The organism is Rummeliibacillus suwonensis (assembly GCF_007896435.1).
Classification (GTDB): domain Bacteria; phylum Bacillota; class Bacilli; order Bacillales_A; family Planococcaceae; genus Rummeliibacillus; species Rummeliibacillus suwonensis.
In genome coordinates this window covers 267,677-284,345 of the sequence record NZ_VCBL01000001.1, presented here as the reverse complement: position 1 = coordinate 284,345, position 16,669 = coordinate 267,677, and the positions used below count along the sequence as shown (strand labels likewise).

Genomic DNA, 16,669 nt, shown 5'->3' with positions numbered 1-16,669 from the left:
GCTCTTTTCACTTTGACCACCTACTTGGGATGTGGAACACTCCAAAATGGAGGTTGCGCAGAACCCAAAAATAAACTTTTGTGTGTCCAAAAACTTGACGTAGATCCAGTTAACAGTCAGTATGGAAAACAAAACTGGAAAACAGTTGATTTCTGGGGTAAAAGTAGATACTATTCTGCAACTTATACAGATGCTAATAATAAGTGGGATAAAAAACAAGGCGGATATGGTCTAAGAATGAATCTTCCTAATAATGATAGTGAATATACAGAGGATGTATGGGAGTTATCAAGCTATATGTATTATACAGCATATAAAGAAAATTCAACTAAACACATAGATGCATATGGACATTATGCACATCAAGAAAAAGATCTCATTGCAGTACCTAGCTTTTCATTATCAGGTTCATCATTCTCAATTTCATCTAGTAGTAGTTTTACAATACACAAACCAAATACACACGCTGTATACTCATGGTAAAGACAGAAAATCTATGAATAATTTGAGGCTGGGACAGAACAAAATTGGTCTTACCCAAAACCGAATAATTGAACTTAATAAAATCAATTTCACAAAGCGTCTTTCTTTAAGAAAATCCGATTATTCGATGATGAACATCATTTAGAATGGTGTGAAGTGGAGGACGACGACTCCCTCTTAAAATGTTGTTATATCAACGTTTGCTAGAGTTTTTTCGTGTGAAAAAAATTTTTTCTTGGCCAAGATAGAGTGAGAACCAGTTTGATATTCCCATTTGTTTAAATAAATAACAATGTCAGTGTACGCTACGCTAAAGTTAATTGGAAATGAATTAACTCTATTGCCATTATTTGATGCACATTAGATCTCTGCGATGCTTATGATGACGTACCCTCCCATGTCTCTTGGCGTCTAGCGCGTACATTCCTTCGTTCGGTCTATTCATAAGGCAGAGGCGGGTGGTTTGCTCCCGCTGGGACTCAAGGTCTATTGTCGTTTATAGCGCCTGCTTCTCTGTGTCATCTTATTGTCATGAATTTTCTTGAAGAAAAGTTACGCTAACGGTTCCAGACAAGTGAGGTCCTTCATCATGGTTTGCGCATCAAAGTACACCTTTTTCTGACAAAGCGCATGGGCGATTTTTAGTAATTTCCCACAAAGAACGACCATCGCTTCTTTCTTTCTCAATGGGTTATTAGGGCGTGTAATATAGTACTCGTACAAGGCTTGAAAGGCAACGTTATAACGAATCATGGGTAAAATGGCTCGAAATAAGAGGCCACGTAGTTTTCTTCTACCACGTTTAGAAATCTTCTTTTGTCCTTTATGTTGTCCTGAAGAGTTCTCTCGTAAAGTTAACCCCGCTAGTTTTAATAATTGGCGTGGGTGCTTGTAATTTGTGAGAGGACCTGTTTCAGCTAGTAGTTCGACTACCGTATTTTCACCGACACCAGGGATAGACAGAAGATATTCGTAATCCGTCATTTCTTTAGCTAATTGTGTTAAACGCTCAGCTAACACCTCGTATTGTGCCTGTAATTGTCTGTATTGTTCGAGAAGACAGTGAATCTCGAAACGAGCCATTTCATGCCCTTCAGATAGGCCAATAGAGGTATGGGCATATGGTTGTAATTGTTTTATTTTTGGAGAAGAAGGATATTTTAATCCTTCTACTTGTCGATAGAGTTGCAATAATTCCTCTAAACTTTTATCTTGCATATCTGTTGGAAAAGGGGTTTGCTCCAGAACAGCTAAAGCATTTTTCCCTATTTCTTTAAAGACCCATTGAAATTCAGGGAAATAACGATCTGTCCAACGAATGATGCGATTTTTCAGTGCAGCTTATCTTCCTGCCATTTTAAGCGGAAAGAGGAGCCATTGCGAAGCTCTGCTTCCACGCCTTGTAGAATTCGTGGAAAACTGTATCGACCATCACGGATGAGTTGAGCAATGACACGGGCATCTTTCGCATCGTTTTTCGTTTGAAGGTTATCGTCCAATTCTTTGGTGCGACTGACATGCATCGGATTAACCATCACAAAAGGGATACCATTTACCATCAAAAAGTCCGCTAAGTTCATCCAATAGTGACCAGTGGGCTCAAAGCCAACAAGGATATTAGATTTAGCGTGTGTTGTCTGTAAAGTACCGATCCGCTGTAAAAAGTGCATAAATCCATCACTTGATTGATGAAAAGGAAACGATTTTTGTAACACGCGTCCACGATCATCCATCGCACAAGCATAGTGTTTACGCTTAGCAATATCAATTCCGATCACTAAAGTATCTTCATTGACTTGATTAATTTTCTCATTCATATTACGATTCATATATGTCCTCCAGTAGATGTATGTGATTGATGTGATGGTTGATACACATGCATTCTACTAGAGGGCATTTTTATTTGCAATACCTTGAAAACTTTCTAAACAGGAATGCTCCCGCGGGAAAAGCTTGAGCTGAATGAAGCCAAGTCCGCGGAAAGCGCCGTCTGGAACGGAACACAAAACTGAATGTTACGAAAAAATATATATTAAATGTTCATGCTTTTTGTACAAATTCCTCATTATGAAATAGATTCAATAGAATAATAATAATAAGAAAATCCGAACAAATGTGAAATTTTAAATAGAATTCCACGTTATTGTTCGGATTTTTTTAGCTAAAATACTTTTGTCCCAACCTCATTTTTTTAAATCATTATAAGTATCTAAAATTTGATTTAACTGATTTTGAACATGCTTCAACTCTCTTTTTAATGACCAAACATCTTCAAAATTTCTATTTCTTATATTTTGTATATCTAATTCTAAGTCCACTATTAATCCTATTATGACATTTAAGTGGTAAATATTATCCTCGTTATTGTTATACGAAAAATTTTTGATTATAATTTTGCGCATTTCTTTTAAGTCGTAAGATAATTGTTCTAAATCATTTTTGGTTATATTAATTTTTTTAGTTTGGTTGGTGAATTTGGTATTTAATTGTTCCAATACAACTTTCTCTTGATTATTTATATTTTTATTTTGTTCCATAGAATTCAATAATTCTATGTTATTGTTAATTAAATCTCTATTAGGTTTAATACCAACTGATTTGTTAATACTCACAAAATTATAGGGGAAAATTAAGTTGATAATAATGATAATAATCAATAATAGAATTAAAATCCATTTTGAATATCTCGCTTTTTTATTTTGCATAGAATCAATCCAACTTTCTCTTTTGTTTTATGAAAAAAAATCCATTTTTATTAAATATATGTTATGATTATATCATTAAAAATGAGGAGGCTGTTTATTTGTTAAAAAAATTTTTTAAGGTCTTAGTTACTTTAGGTTTTTTGATTGCATTTTCGTTACCAGTATTAAATGTTCATGCTGCTGAAGGGAATGAGGATGAAGCTAATGAAATTGTAAAACTTAACTTAAGTGAAAAAGAAATTGAGAGATTAGGTAATTTAGGTTTTACCAAGGATGAAATTGAAAATATGAGTAAAGAAGAATATGAGATGAACAAAAATTTAGATGGTGAAGTTGTGTCCGAATCTGTAAAATATGTAAAGGTAATAGAAGATACAACATCTAATCGAAATTCATTAAATTACACGAATAAAAATCCGAATTTTCAAGTAATTGAACTTAGCGAAGATCAATACAATAAAGAAGTAGCAGAAACATCTTTTAATACGTTTTCTTCAGATGACAAATCTACTTCTTATAAAAAAATGGTTACAACTATTACGAAATTATCCTCAGTCAGTTTTAGAGTGAAAAATTCTGTTACTTGGAGTAAGATTCCACTTACTAGAAATATAGATGTTAGTGGTATTGGAATTAACTCAAGTTATTGGTTTCCGCGAAAAGATAGTGAATATGGTAAACAAAATTGGAAAACACTCGATTATTTCGGAACATATAGAAATAGAGATGCTACTTACACTACTGATAGTAATAAGTGGAAAAAGGGTACAGGTGGTTATGCACTAAAAATGAATTTACCGAATAACGATTCTTATTTTACAGAAGATGTCGTTGAATTATCTAGTTATATGTATTATACGGTATATACAGAAACTTCTACAAAACACTTAGATGCATATGGACAATATGCTCATCAGGAATCTATTATAGGTATTACTCCATCTATTTCAATAAGTGGTGTTGAGTTTACTTTATCTGAAGAAAAGAAATTTTCTTTTCATCCAAATACACATGCAGTATATTACAGATAGTTGATAGAAGTTGAATTTTAGATCATTATGTGGAGTGCAAAAAAATTCAAAACGCCCCTTTCTCTAATTATATAAATAGGAGGCGTTTTTTGGATAGTCTAAAAGATAAATCTTATTACCTTCCTCAGTACTTGACTGATTTCGAACAATCATTTCCATTTTTCTCGTTACCATAATTAATTTTCAAGAAGAATTTCTCTTTATTAGCTATTAATATAGTGTATAACCTAGCACTGTTGCAACATCGGTCATAAATGATACGATTGACTCAAGCATAGCCATAAATATTGCGGCTGAAATTGCATTTTGTGTCATCAAAATGGTGTGATAAATAATCGTCAATACAGTTATGCTTAAAAAGAGTGATGCAATATATTTTATATTTCATCACCCAATCCGTTGTATTTTGCATTATTTTTTTGCTTAACTCATTTAAGTTTTGGTTATTTTGATTAGTTTTGTTTTCCATATATATATCCTATTCTTTTTTAAATATTGAAATACACTACGTCACATTAAAATAACTTATTTTATCTGTATAAACAAATTTTTCTGTCATTTATTTTTTACATAAAAAATCCTTTATGATGGTTGGAGGTAGTAAACCATCCAAATCCAAAATAAAGGAAATACACATGGATAAGTCTACACAAAAAACAGCTTTTGAACAATGGTTTTCTCCGATTTCCTCCAAACTATTGCAGGAACAAGTACAAAAACATGGATTAAACCGCTATACGAAGAAGCTTTATATGACTTCATTTTTGAAACTATTGTTGTTTGCACAATTTCATGAAACAGAAAGTCTACGGGCTTTGAGTGATGGCCTGTTCTCGGAAGACAATAAATCTTTATTCCATTAGCTTCTCTCAATTAGGAAGATGATTGAATCAAGTGCCGACGGAATTTTTTTAAACGATTTTTCTTGATTTAGTGGCGCGAATTCATCAAAAGACGGATTTTGAAATCCGTCGAAAAACGACGACGCCGCTGAAAATGATTGATTCGAGTACGTTACCACTCAACCTGACCAACCATCGATAGGTCATATTTCGCCCGACCAAATCAGAGGTGAAACTCTTGCTGCGCTCGGCCTATATGGAAAAAGGGTGTTCGTATCCCGACAAGGCGGTGCTCACCCATGCGAATGAACATGATCATGGCCAATTAGAAATCTTCATCGATGACAAAGAATGCATGTACGTGTTTGATCGCGGGTATTTAGACTATAAGCGATTCGATCGAATGACCGATGAAGAAGGGTATTTTTTCGTTGACCCATTTACGGAAAAACGTCGCCAAACGTGTGATTCAAAGGGCGCTATCCGAAGAAATCAGCGTGATTGGCAAGGCACAAAATTCGTTCTGAAAATGTATTTCGTTTGATCAAAGTCTTGGATTCGAAAGGCCACATCCTGTATTTATTGACGAATTGACCGGATCTAAGTGCAGATGAAATCGCAGAGATTTACAAGCCTCACGGGCAATCGAGCTGTTTTTCAAACGGATGAAACAACATTTGAACATCAAGAAGTTTGATGGCTACAGCGAACAAGCCGTGCTAATCAATTTTACATCGCATGATCACGTATTGTTTAACCGTATTTAAAGTCGGCTTTATGGAAGTGGCTCACATTTGGCTCCAAAAAGTCCAAGGAGAGAGCGTTCCATAAGGTTTTGTCTGTTGCACTCGTTTTAGGATATAGTAAAAAAATGGATGTTTGCTATCTTCGTTTGCGCGCCTTCGTTTTTTCTTTTAAAAGGCAAAATAAAAATACTGAAAATTCAAATTATTTTTATTTGACGGTAGTGAGGATAAATGTCACACGTGTTGATTTCACAAAAAATAGAAGTACCTGCTGGGTGTAATTTTTTAAAAAACTTGTATTTGAATCAATTTCATAAATCATTTTCTTCTTAAAAAATACGAACATTTAAGAATAACTAATTTTGATAGTTGTGGAGCGGAAGACGGCGACTCCTCGAAAATGCATGCGCATTTCCTTCGTGCGGTGTGAGTTCAAGGAGGCTTATTCAAAGTCCTACGGGAAAAGCTTGAGCTGAAAGCCCCGCAGGAACAATTTAAGGGACAAAGCCTAAGTTCGCCACGTCCTGTGGCAACGGCTTCGGGGTCAACATCGTGTCGACCCGAGGAGATTGAAGCCAAGCCCGTGGAAAGCGCCGTCTGGAGCGAAACAAAAAATTCCAAATATTAATGTTCATGTTAATTCGAAATGTTCGTGTTTTTCATCTGAATTTTGCATTATGAAATTAATTCATTTTTAGGAATATTTATATAGATTGGAGTGGAGGCTTGCTCGAGTCCTCGAAAATGCAAGCATTTCCTTCGTGCGGTGTGATTCGAGGAAGAAAATTCAACGTTCCGCGGGAAAAGCGAATAGATGAGACCCCACAGCGTAGCGATTGAAGGAACGGAATCTAAGAACGCCACGTCCTGTGGCAACGATTCCGTGACCAACATCCTGTTGCCCCCAGCGCTCGCCCGCAGGAAAGCGAGTAAGCCTTCGCTGTAATCAACGAATCTCTCCATTTTTATGGATCATATTGGATAATCAACATACCTGGATAAATATATAAGTATAAACAGAAAAACTCCCCCCTATTATCAACTCTCGTCTATATGAATTGAATACGCGCATAAAAACACCATTTTTAAAAATATTTCAGAAACTCCGATGCTGTTTTGGAAAGATATCGGTCTTTTAGATACATTAAAACAGATTCAGAAAATATTTGTGTATCTGAAAATTCCATTACTTTTAAGTTCTTACTTTTAAATTGCTTTAAAGTACTGATTGGTAAAATGGTTGTACCCATTCCTGCATCCACCATTGAAATAATTGTATTAATATTATTGCTTTCCGCTACTAAATTAGGCTCAAAACCAAATTTCGCACAATGCTCCAATACTTTTTCATAAAGTCCGTAACCTATATCTCTTTTTAATAGAATCAAAGGATACTTCTCGATATCTTCAAACTTCAATTGATCGTTATAATGATCATGATCCAAATTAGCAGGCATAATAAATGAAAAGTTTTGTTTTTCCAAACGGATGAAATCAAAAATTTCCTCTTGGATCGGCAAGTTGAGGATCGCTAAATCAATCTCTTTCACTTCCATTCTCTCTACCAAGCGAGTGCCATCTGTATGAACGATCTTTATTTTGACATTTGGGTAATCCTTGCAAAAGGCTTTGATGCGGTCAAATACGATAGAGGACTGAAAAATCGTACTATAAAATATAGAAACAGAGATAGTGAGATGTCCTTTTACTCCCTGCCCCATTTCAAACATTTCTAGTTGCAATTCTTCATATAAATTCACGATATTCATAGCACGTTTATAAAGAATGTCCCCACTTGGTGTTAAACTAATCTTTTTCCCCCTTCTTTCAAAAATTTTAACTCCTAATGTTTCTTCAATGATCTTCATTTGTTGGCTTAATGGGGGTTGCGAAATATGCAATTTTCTAGCTGCCTTTGACATATTTACCCCTTCTTGAACAATCGTTATAAAATGGCTCAGATATCTTATGTCCATATTCCCCGCCCCTTTTAATGTTATATTTTTTCACAATAAAATTGTCTATCATCTAACATTCTATCTTTCTTATTCGATTTTTGAATAAAATATATAAAAATTATGAAATTTCAAAATAAGAGAGCCTATGCTAAGCTTATCACATGTTATAAAAAATAACACAAGGAGGAATGGATTAATGAAGAATCCGTACAAATTAGAAATTTTGCACAGTACGAAAATATTCAAAAAGAACGGAAAAGAATTTGTTGCGTTAAAAGATACTACATTGCAAATTCCAGAAGGTCGTTTTATTAGCATTATCGGTCCTAGTGGTTGTGGCAAATCAACTCTATTCAATATCATAGCTGGTTTAACTAAACCAACCTATGGACAGGTTTTATTAGATGGACAAGATATTATGGGAAAAACAGGACATGTTGGGTACATGCTTCAAAAAGATCTGCTCTTACCTTGGAGGACCATATTAGAAAATATCGTATTAGGCTTGGAGGTTAAAGGTGGCAAGCGCAAAGATAATATTGCAAAGGCCATGCCGCTTATTAATAAATATGGATTAAAAGGTTTTGAAAATCATTATCCAAATGAATTATCAGGTGGAATGCGACAACGTGCGGCTTTATTACGAACCGTTTTATATGATTCTGAAATTATTCTTTTAGATGAACCCTTCGGAGCTTTAGATGCTCAAACTCGCTTAATGATGCAAAACTGGCTATTACAAATTTGGGCTGATTTAAAGAAGACTATTTTATTTGTTACACATGATATTGATGAAGCTATTTATCTATCAGATGACATTTATGTATTATCACCCAGACCTGGGCGTCTCAAAACAAAAATTACAGTAGATTTACCTAGACCGCGTACAGCAGAAACGATGTCATCTACAAGTTATGTAGAGCTAAAACAATTATTATTGGCACTACTTAAAGATGAGGATAATCCAGAAGACAATAGACAAAGGATTATCTAGAGGAGGTATAAATATGAAAAATCCAGCAGAGATAACTGTTAAAAAACCTATTTTTAATAGCCCTACGAATGAAATAGAAAATAGCATCCAAATTGAAGATGAAGAAGTCCTTGAAAAAAGGCAACGAAAACAAACCATTATAGGACAAATTTCTATAGGAATTTTATTTGTTCTGTTATGGGAGATCCTGACACGATTAGGTATTTTAGATTCCTATTATTGGAGTAAGCCTTCAACGATTCTAAAAACAGGATGGATTTCTTTAACTGAAGGAAATCTATTCATTGATATGCTATACACTTCTGGAGCAACGATACTTGGATTTATTTTAGGAACTATTGTTGGAGCCTTATTAGGATTATCATTTTGGTGGTCGCCTCTATATTCCCGCATTTCAGAGCCTTATTTAATCGCTTTTAATGCTGTACCCAAATTAGCATTAGCTCCTGTTCTAGTTATTTTACTAGGCATCGGATTTTCTTCAAAAGTGGTACTTGCTTTCTTAATGGTTGTCATCGTAACAGCAATAGCTGCTTATAGCGGCGTGAAGTCTATCGATCCGGATCTTGAAAAGTTGCTATTTTCTTTAGGCGCTAAGAAAATTCAAGTATTTACAAAAGTCGTTGTTCCTTCTGCTATGCCATGGATTGTGAACAGCTTAAAAATCAATATTTCCTTAGCATTGGCTGGTGCCATTGTTGGTGAATTTATTTCTTCACGCTATGGCGTTGGTCGAATGATTTTATATGCTGGACAAATAATGGATACAAATTTAGTTTGGGTAGGCGTAGTAGCGCTATCTGTTTTATCAACAACCATGTATTTTGCAACTATATACTTAGAAAAAATTTTAACTAAAGGAATTAAGTCTAAATAGAATGGGGACTCTTTTATGAAAAAAATAAAGAAAATTCTTATAACTTTATTATGTTTGGGAATGGTGATAAGTTTAGCAGCTTGTGGAACAAATTCAAGTTCGAAGGGCACAGGAAAAAGTTCAAAAAAAATCGTAATTGCTGAGCCAGTACATTCAATTGGCTATCTTCCATTATATCTAGCGATTCAAAAAGGTTATTTTAAAGATAATGGTCTTGATGTTGAAGTAATGACTGCTACTGGTGGCGGACATGTGACATCCGTTGTTAGTGGTGATGCTTGGGGAAATATAGGTGGTCCAGAATCTAATGCGATGGGGAATTCAGGAAGTTCAGATCCTATCAAGTCTGTAGTAAATGTCGTTAATAGAGCCAATGTCTATTTGATGGGAGCAACTTCTCTTAATTTACAACCAACAGATGATCCTGAAAAGTTGAAAAGTTATTTGAAAGGAAAAACGATTGCTGCTGGCCGATACGGTGGGAGTCTAAATGCATTGACTAGATGGCTATTGATGGATATAGGATTAGATCCAAATAAAGATGTAAAGTTAGAGGAACCTGCTGATCCAGCTGCTGTAGTATCTCTCGTTAAATCTGGTAAAGCAGATATAGCAAATGGAGCCGAGCCTCAAATTAAAAATGGGCTTGATTCAGGTGCTTGGAATGAACCATTTTATAAATTTACAGATTTAGGGGATTATGCTTATTCAGTTTTAAGCGTCAAAGAATCTACTATAAAAAAATCACCTGAAACTGTACAAGCTTTTGTAGACGCAATTGTCAAAGCGTTAAAAGTTGTAAATGATGATCATGATATCGCTATGGAAGTTTTACAAAAAGAATTTTCAACTACAGATAAAGCAAGTTTACAAGCAGCTTTAGATAGAGCCTATGAAGATAAATTATGGAGTAAAGATGGATCTATTAGCAAAGAATCCGTCGCTAAACCATTGGATGTTGTTAAGAAAACAGGTATTTATAAAAAAGGTTATTCCTATGATGATTTAGTAGATATGCAATTTGTGAACAAAACGAATAAATAGATAACTGGAGTGAAAAATATGTTAAACACAAACAAACATTCAGCCCTTATCATAGTGGACGTCCAAAATGATTATTGTGATGAAAAAGGGGCTTTAGGTAGTCAAGGATTAGATACATCAGGTGTTGATCGCATCATTCCTCATATAAAAAAATTAATCTCTACATTTCATAATTCTAAATTGCCGGTTATCTTTATTCAAACCATTCACGAAGATGCTACAGATTCGGAAGTTTGGTTAACTCGAGGAAAATCGAATGATACAGAACATAATAGTGTTTGTCGTAAAGATACTTGGGGAAGTGATTTTTATCAATTATCTCCAGATACTACAGATATCATAGTCAACAAACATCGCTATAGTGCTTTCTATAATACTCGGCTCGATTCTGTACTACGAACCTTAAAAATAGATCATCTGTACATAACAGGTGTAGCTACTAATGTTTGTGTCGACAGTACTATTCGAGATGGATTTATGCGCGACTATAAAATAACTGTTTTAGAAGATGGAACAGCTGCATTTTCAAAAGAAGCACATGAAATGACCTTAAAAACAATCAGTGACTTTTTCGGAGAAGTAGCAAATACTGATTCAGTTATCGAAGAATTGATAAAATCCAATAAATCAATTATTCAAGTATAGAAGTGAATGAAAATATCAATCATCCATAGAATGATTCGTATTTTTTAAGACAAAGAGGTGTTATTATCTATGAGGAATACCATTGACGCTTTAGGAATGGATTCCACACTTTCTAAAAAGAAAATTAACGGTTCGATATACCCTATATTACTTGCTGTTATTCCTGGATCCTTCTTATCACACTTTTCTGCAGGATTAGTAAATATTGCACTTACTGATATTTCATTAGATCTTAATATTTCTTTAAGTCTCTCACAGTGGATTGTTACGGGCTATTTACTTTCTGTCATGATTTTTTTGCCCATAATGGGGAAGTTTTCGGATAGATTTGGTCGAAAAAATATTCATAACATGGGCTATGTTATGTTTGGGGTAGGTATTCTATTTTCATACTTATCTACATCCATTGTATTTCTTTTAATCTCGAGAATTATTCAAGGGATCGGTGCCGCCATGTTGCAGTCTGTAAACATGGTCATCATTGTCGATAACGTCCCTAAAGAAAAAAGAGTACAAGCATTAGGATTAATAGGAACAGCTGTTGGAATGGGCGGCTTTTTAGGCGCTCCTATTGGGGGAATATTAATAGGTTGGTTCAGCTGGCATACCTTGTTTATTATTCAGCTGCCCATTATTTTAACAGTGCTTATAATTGCCATATTTTTTATTCCTAAAGATGCACCCACTCAAAAGAGTAAATTTGATTTAATGGGAGCATCCATATTCAGCATATCATTAGTATGCATTATATATATACTTAACGAAATCGGTGAAGGTGTATTTTACAGAAATCAATTGATGATTTCTATATTGGGGATTATTTGTTTCGTTTTGTTTTTATATAGATCCAAAACAAATAAAAACCCTTTTATAGATATCAAAATGTTTATGCATCCTATCGTTAAATCAGGTTCTTTCATTATTATAGGCAGCTATGCAGCTTGTTTTGCAGCTATCGTTGTACTTCCTTTTTATTTCAGAGGTGTTTTACAAACTTCTGCTACTGTTGCCGGTTTATTTTTAATGATATATCCCTTATTTTTGTCTATATTCGGACCTTTAAGCGGGCGATTAACTGCTCGATTTGGCTCCTTTAAATCTGTGCAAATGGCTTTATTGCTCATGATTGGAACATTTGGAGTTTTATCAATGATATCTATGAGTACTTCCTTATATTTTATTTTTATCATTTTAGCTACGTTGGGAATTTCCATGGGATTGTTAACTTCTCCAAACTATGATCTGATCATGAAATACGTTCCAGCATATGCAATGGGGGAAATTGGCGGGACTATAGCATTATTACGAAATCTAGGAATGGTGATTGGCACAGCACTTGGAATAGCGATCGTCAATTATTCTGCTATTGTTCCTGTCACAGAATGGCTAACTTTGGACACATATCAAGACAAAATCAGCATTTTAAAGGGGATTAAAGATGTATTTATATTCTTTACAATTGCCTTGAGTTGCTTATATGGCCTATTATTTTTTGTCCAAAAGAAGAAAAATATTCAATAAAGTGAAACTCCATCAGTGGGGGTTTTCTTCCTCCCCACTGAACTAGAGGGACTCAGGTTAAAAGCGCCACGTCCTGTGGCAACACCTGAGGGACCAACATCTTGTTGACCCGAACCAATCGGACTTTTACGGGCAGTTGATCCCCCATCTATCTTTCTCGTTTCTCTCTCAATCTTGAGATGGGGGTCTTACTGCCCGTTAAAGCGGGATAAATACCAATACCATGAATAGCGGTTTATCGCTGTAACTTGTACTCTGCCAGTTGGTTTCCAAGATACGTCCGATGAACCGCTTCTGGACAACAGAACGTTAGTCACGGAGTCGTTGCCATAGAACGTGATGTTCTTAGACTCCGTTCCTTAAATTCTTTAATTCAATCAATAATGTTGATAATTTTCATCAACGAGATTAATCTTTTTTAGCAGATCGATTTCTTGGAATAAGTTTTCACTTGGTAAGTCAGCTGCAATGCTGTGGTTTTCATCAAATAATATGGCTCTTTTGGATAGTTCTTGTACTAAATCGAGATTATGAGTGGATATTATTAATGTCTTTCCAGATCGATTTAATGTATTTAGAAAATTAACCAGCCATCTTTGCGTTCTGGGATCCAATCCATTCATCGGTTCATCAAGGACTAAAACTTCTGGATTTAATGCCAAAACACAAGCAATCGCAACTTTCCGTTTCTCGCCACCTGATAGATGATAAGGTTGTCTATGTTTAAAATTTTGAATACCTAATAAATCTAAACAATCATTGACTCTTTTCTCAACATCATCTTCATTCATCCCCATCTGTCTAGGGCCAAAAGCAATCTCATCGTATACATCCGCACAAAATAGCTGTGTATCAGAATTTTGAAACACAAAACCAATTTTTTGATGAAAGGCCTTTGAGAACTTTGTATTTTTAAGCTTTTTGGGCGTTATCTCCTCCTGATCGAATCGATAAACACCTTGGTCTGGGGACAAAAGCCCATTCATCAATTTCAGTAGAGTAGACTTACCGGTGCCGTTTGCTCCCATTAATGCCACAGCTTCACCTTTCTCAATATGAAGATTGATATTGTTCAAGGCATTGATCCCTTCGTATGAATAGGAAACATCTTTTAGATCTATCATAGGTTAAATCCTTCCCCATAAAATAAATGCAGCAATCATTCCGATTGTTAATAGCATATATATAAAATCCGCAATGGTTAATTTCCATTTGCTTCGAACTGTATATTCTCCTGTGAATCCCCTACATTCCATAGCAGCGTACATTTCCTCAGCCATTTCCTTTGACTTCATAAACATTGTCCCTGCGATCCCTGCAATCGATCCATATTTGCTATTATTTTTACCTACAGATCTGAGCTTTAATGAATAAAGCATATTCAGAGAAAAATCCCCGAGCATGGAAATATATTTGATCGTAATATCTAAGACAAGGATAAAAATATTTGGAACATAAAACCTTCTTAATGCACCTGTAATCGTATTCCATCTTGTGGAATGAGATAGAATATTGACAGCGATCAATGTCGAAAGTACTTTCAAAGTTATGATCATACTCGTATAAGTATTCCCTAAAAGTATATATGGAAAGAGAATAATGAATGTAAAAAATGCCATAGCCAAGCTGACGCTCAAAATTTTGATAATTTCTTTTCCGTCCATAAAACTGAGAACGACAAGCAGATATACATCTACCACAAATATAAATGTATAACTCGTTGATAACGACAGAAGGATAACAAGTAAAAAAGTAAATGCAACCTTCAAAGCTGCATTTACATGAAATTTATCAGTTTTATACTCACTTTGGCTCTTTATTTTAGACAGGATTCTCAATATAGACAGGATACTTTTGCCGATAAACTGATCTTTATCTGACTGAGGAATATAATTTTCATCTTTTAATAGCCAGTCAGGTAGGTTCCTTTGATTTTCCTTATGATTCATTCGAAATGTCCTTAGGTTTTGTTTTACTAAAACTACTAATGATTTTAAAGATAATAACCATAATAGCGACTCCGGCAATAGCTGATAATATATATCCCGCTATTTCTGGTAGGCCTTTTACTGAGTAGTCTGGCATAATCGCATTAAAACTGAATCCATTCTTCATACCAGCCGGCGTATAGCCTAATTGCTTACCACCATGAACCACATCTTTGATTTCGTCAGCTCCCCATTCTCCCCAAGCTGTACCTGTAGCAAGAAGACCCAGTGGCGTCAAACAAATTAAAGCAACAATCAAGCCATAGATTGTATGAATCTTTTGTTTTGCCCCTTCAAATATGGTGCCGGGAGAAACCTTTTTGATGAAAGTGTAGATAGCAGTCGTAAACAGAACTTCTACAACACCTGCAACCAAGAGGTGTGGAATCATCATCGCAGGAATAGATATCGATAACGGATAAGGACTATAAAGAGGCTGTCCCTGTGAATTGGTAAAAAGAAGTGGCTGAACGCCAAATTCTATAGCTGCCACCAATGCAGCCATGTTAATACCAACATAAGATCCCACTATGATTCCTACATATTCACCTTTTTCACTTTTAGTTCGGTCTTTAATAAATTTATAAATAAAATAACCGAGGAACGGGATGATAAAAGCCATATTAAAACAATTCGCTCCGAATGACAGTATTCCTCCATCACCAAACAGTAATGCTTGAATTAATAAAGCAACAGTTATAGCAATACAGGCGGCATAGGGGCCTAGTAGAATGGCCAATAAAGTGCCTCCTACAGCATGACCCGTTGTTCCACCAGGAAGTGGGACATTGAACATCATCATAAGAAATGAAAATGCTGCACCAATACCAATCATCGGGATTTTACTTCTTGTTACTTCTTTTTTTACCTTATGTACGGCAATAGCCCACACAGGAACCATTGCTGCCCCCATGACTATGCAAGTAGATGGACTCAAATAATTATCTGGAATATGCATCATTTATCCTCCTTCATAATTAATATTCAAACTTTACAAACCAGATGGGTAAACAGGTTGAATCTATTGATGAAGTTGATCTTTGATTACCTTTTGTTTAAGACAATTATAGCATGTGTTACAAAATAGATGATTCGTAACACGCAAAGAAAAATGACAATACTTTGAATAATTATCACGCGTGTTATTTTACAAAAATTAGGAGTGCCTGTTTGGCAACATACCTGAATAATTATTTCAAATCACTTACTGGTGCTACGGTAAATTTACCGTATTTGACCCCTTTCATCGAAACTAGTTGATCACTTAATGTTTGCAAACTACCAGCTTTTCCTTTAACAATGATCAGTTCTAAACAATTGTGCTCATCCAAGTGAAAATGGGTAGTAGCTAATATTTCATGATGATAATGATGTTGAATAGCCGTTAACTGTTCTAATAATCCTTTTTGCCCGTGATCATAAAACAGTAAAATGGAACCTGCCACGAATTGTTCAGGGTCCTTCCAATCCTCAAGAATTAGTGCCTCCCTAATTAAATCTCTGACAGCTTCCGAACGATTTGAATAGCCTTTATTAATCACTAATTGATCAAACTCTGTTAACAATTTTTTATCCATCGATACCCCAAAACGACAAAGGGCTGAATCCTTCATTTTCTTCAACTCCTAAAAATACAAATTTAAAAATGAGATATGGAAAATCTCCATTGTGTGGAATTTCACTTTATCCCGCTTTAACGGGCAGTAAGACCGCCATCTCAAGATTGAGAGAGAAACGAGAAAGATAGATGGGGGATCAACTGCCCGTAAAAGTCCGATTGGTTCGGGCCAACAGGATGTTGGTTCCTCAGGTGTTGCCACAGGACGTGGCGCTTT

The 16,669-nt window shown here is 35.1% G+C and carries 13 protein-coding genes and 2 pseudogenes; 8 read left to right on the top strand and 7 right to left on the bottom strand.

The features are described from left to right. Positions 1–12 precede the first annotated feature (12 nt). Positions 13–483 (top strand): hypothetical protein, encoded by a 471-nt coding sequence (locus FEU33_RS01305; RefSeq protein ID WP_146547658.1) that lies wholly within the window; start codon positions 13–15, stop codon positions 481–483. A gap of 552 nt (positions 484–1,035) precedes the next feature. Here FEU33_RS01305 and FEU33_RS01300 read toward each other — a convergent pair. Both FEU33_RS01300 and FEU33_RS01295 read right to left on the bottom strand, forming a co-directional pair. After that, positions 1,036–2,312: pseudogene (locus FEU33_RS01300) on the bottom strand (IS110 family RNA-guided transposase). 354 nt (positions 2,313–2,666) lie between these two features. Continuing rightward, positions 2,667–3,188 (bottom strand): hypothetical protein, encoded by a 522-nt coding sequence (locus FEU33_RS01295; RefSeq protein ID WP_146547657.1) that lies wholly within the window; start codon positions 3,186–3,188, stop codon positions 2,667–2,669. A gap of 98 nt (positions 3,189–3,286) precedes the next feature. On the opposite strand from FEU33_RS01295, the gene FEU33_RS01290 reads away from it, so the two are divergent. Together FEU33_RS01290 and FEU33_RS01285 are read left to right on the top strand one after the other, a co-directional pair. After that, positions 3,287–4,219 (top strand): hypothetical protein, encoded by a 933-nt coding sequence (locus FEU33_RS01290; RefSeq protein WP_146547656.1) that lies wholly within the window; start codon positions 3,287–3,289, stop codon positions 4,217–4,219. 635 nt (positions 4,220–4,854) lie between these two features. Next, positions 4,855–5,892: pseudogene (locus FEU33_RS01285) on the top strand (IS4 family transposase). 1,000 nt (positions 5,893–6,892) lie between these two features. On the opposite strand, the gene FEU33_RS01280 reads toward FEU33_RS01285, so the two are convergent. Then, complete coding sequence (locus FEU33_RS01280; protein WP_146547655.1) at positions 6,893–7,783, bottom strand: LysR family transcriptional regulator; 891 nt, start codon at positions 7,781–7,783, stop codon at positions 6,893–6,895. Between the two features lie 178 nt (positions 7,784–7,961). On the opposite strand from FEU33_RS01280, the gene FEU33_RS01275 reads away from it, so the two are divergent. From FEU33_RS01275 to FEU33_RS01255, 5 genes are all read left to right on the top strand, one after another. Then, positions 7,962–8,759: an ABC transporter ATP-binding protein gene (locus FEU33_RS01275; RefSeq protein WP_146547654.1), complete on the top strand. Its 798-nt coding sequence runs from the start codon at positions 7,962–7,964 to the stop codon at positions 8,757–8,759. 13 nt (positions 8,760–8,772) lie between these two features. Then, positions 8,773–9,636: an ABC transporter permease gene (locus tag FEU33_RS01270; RefSeq protein ID WP_146547653.1), complete on the top strand. Its 864-nt coding sequence runs from the start codon at positions 8,773–8,775 to the stop codon at positions 9,634–9,636. 15 nt (positions 9,637–9,651) lie between these two features. Then, entirely contained in the window at positions 9,652–10,680 is a 1,029-nt protein-coding gene (locus tag FEU33_RS01265) for an ABC transporter substrate-binding protein (RefSeq protein ID WP_146547652.1), read from the top strand. A gap of 18 nt (positions 10,681–10,698) precedes the next feature. Beyond that, entirely contained in the window at positions 10,699–11,325 is a 627-nt protein-coding gene (locus tag FEU33_RS01260; RefSeq protein ID WP_146547651.1) for a cysteine hydrolase family protein, read from the top strand. A 69-nt stretch (positions 11,326–11,394) separates the two neighbouring features. Next, positions 11,395–12,846 carry an MFS transporter gene (locus FEU33_RS01255; RefSeq protein ID WP_146547650.1) on the top strand — a complete coding sequence of 484 codons (1,452 nt, stop codon included), beginning with the start codon at positions 11,395–11,397 and terminating at the stop codon, positions 12,844–12,846. A gap of 377 nt (positions 12,847–13,223) precedes the next feature. Here the strand turns inward: FEU33_RS01255 and FEU33_RS01245 are convergent, their stop codons facing one another. From FEU33_RS01245 to nikR, 4 genes are all read right to left on the bottom strand, one after another. Next, entirely contained in the window at positions 13,224–13,970 is a 747-nt protein-coding gene (locus tag FEU33_RS01245; RefSeq protein WP_146547649.1) for an energy-coupling factor ABC transporter ATP-binding protein, read from the bottom strand. A 3-nt stretch (positions 13,971–13,973) separates the two neighbouring features. Next, a complete protein-coding gene (locus FEU33_RS01240) occupies positions 13,974–14,795 on the bottom strand; it encodes an energy-coupling factor transporter transmembrane component T family protein (RefSeq protein ID WP_146547648.1) in 822 nt (273 codons plus the stop codon). Next, complete coding sequence (cbiM, locus tag FEU33_RS01235; protein WP_146547647.1) at positions 14,785–15,792, bottom strand: cobalt transporter CbiM; 1,008 nt, start codon at positions 15,790–15,792, stop codon at positions 14,785–14,787. Before cbiM ends, FEU33_RS01240 begins: the two co-directional genes overlap by 11 nt. 232 nt (positions 15,793–16,024) lie before the next feature. Next, positions 16,025–16,447: a nickel-responsive transcriptional regulator NikR gene (nikR, locus tag FEU33_RS01230; RefSeq protein WP_146547646.1), complete on the bottom strand. Its 423-nt coding sequence runs from the start codon at positions 16,445–16,447 to the stop codon at positions 16,025–16,027. Between the last annotated feature and the right edge of the window lie 222 nt (positions 16,448–16,669).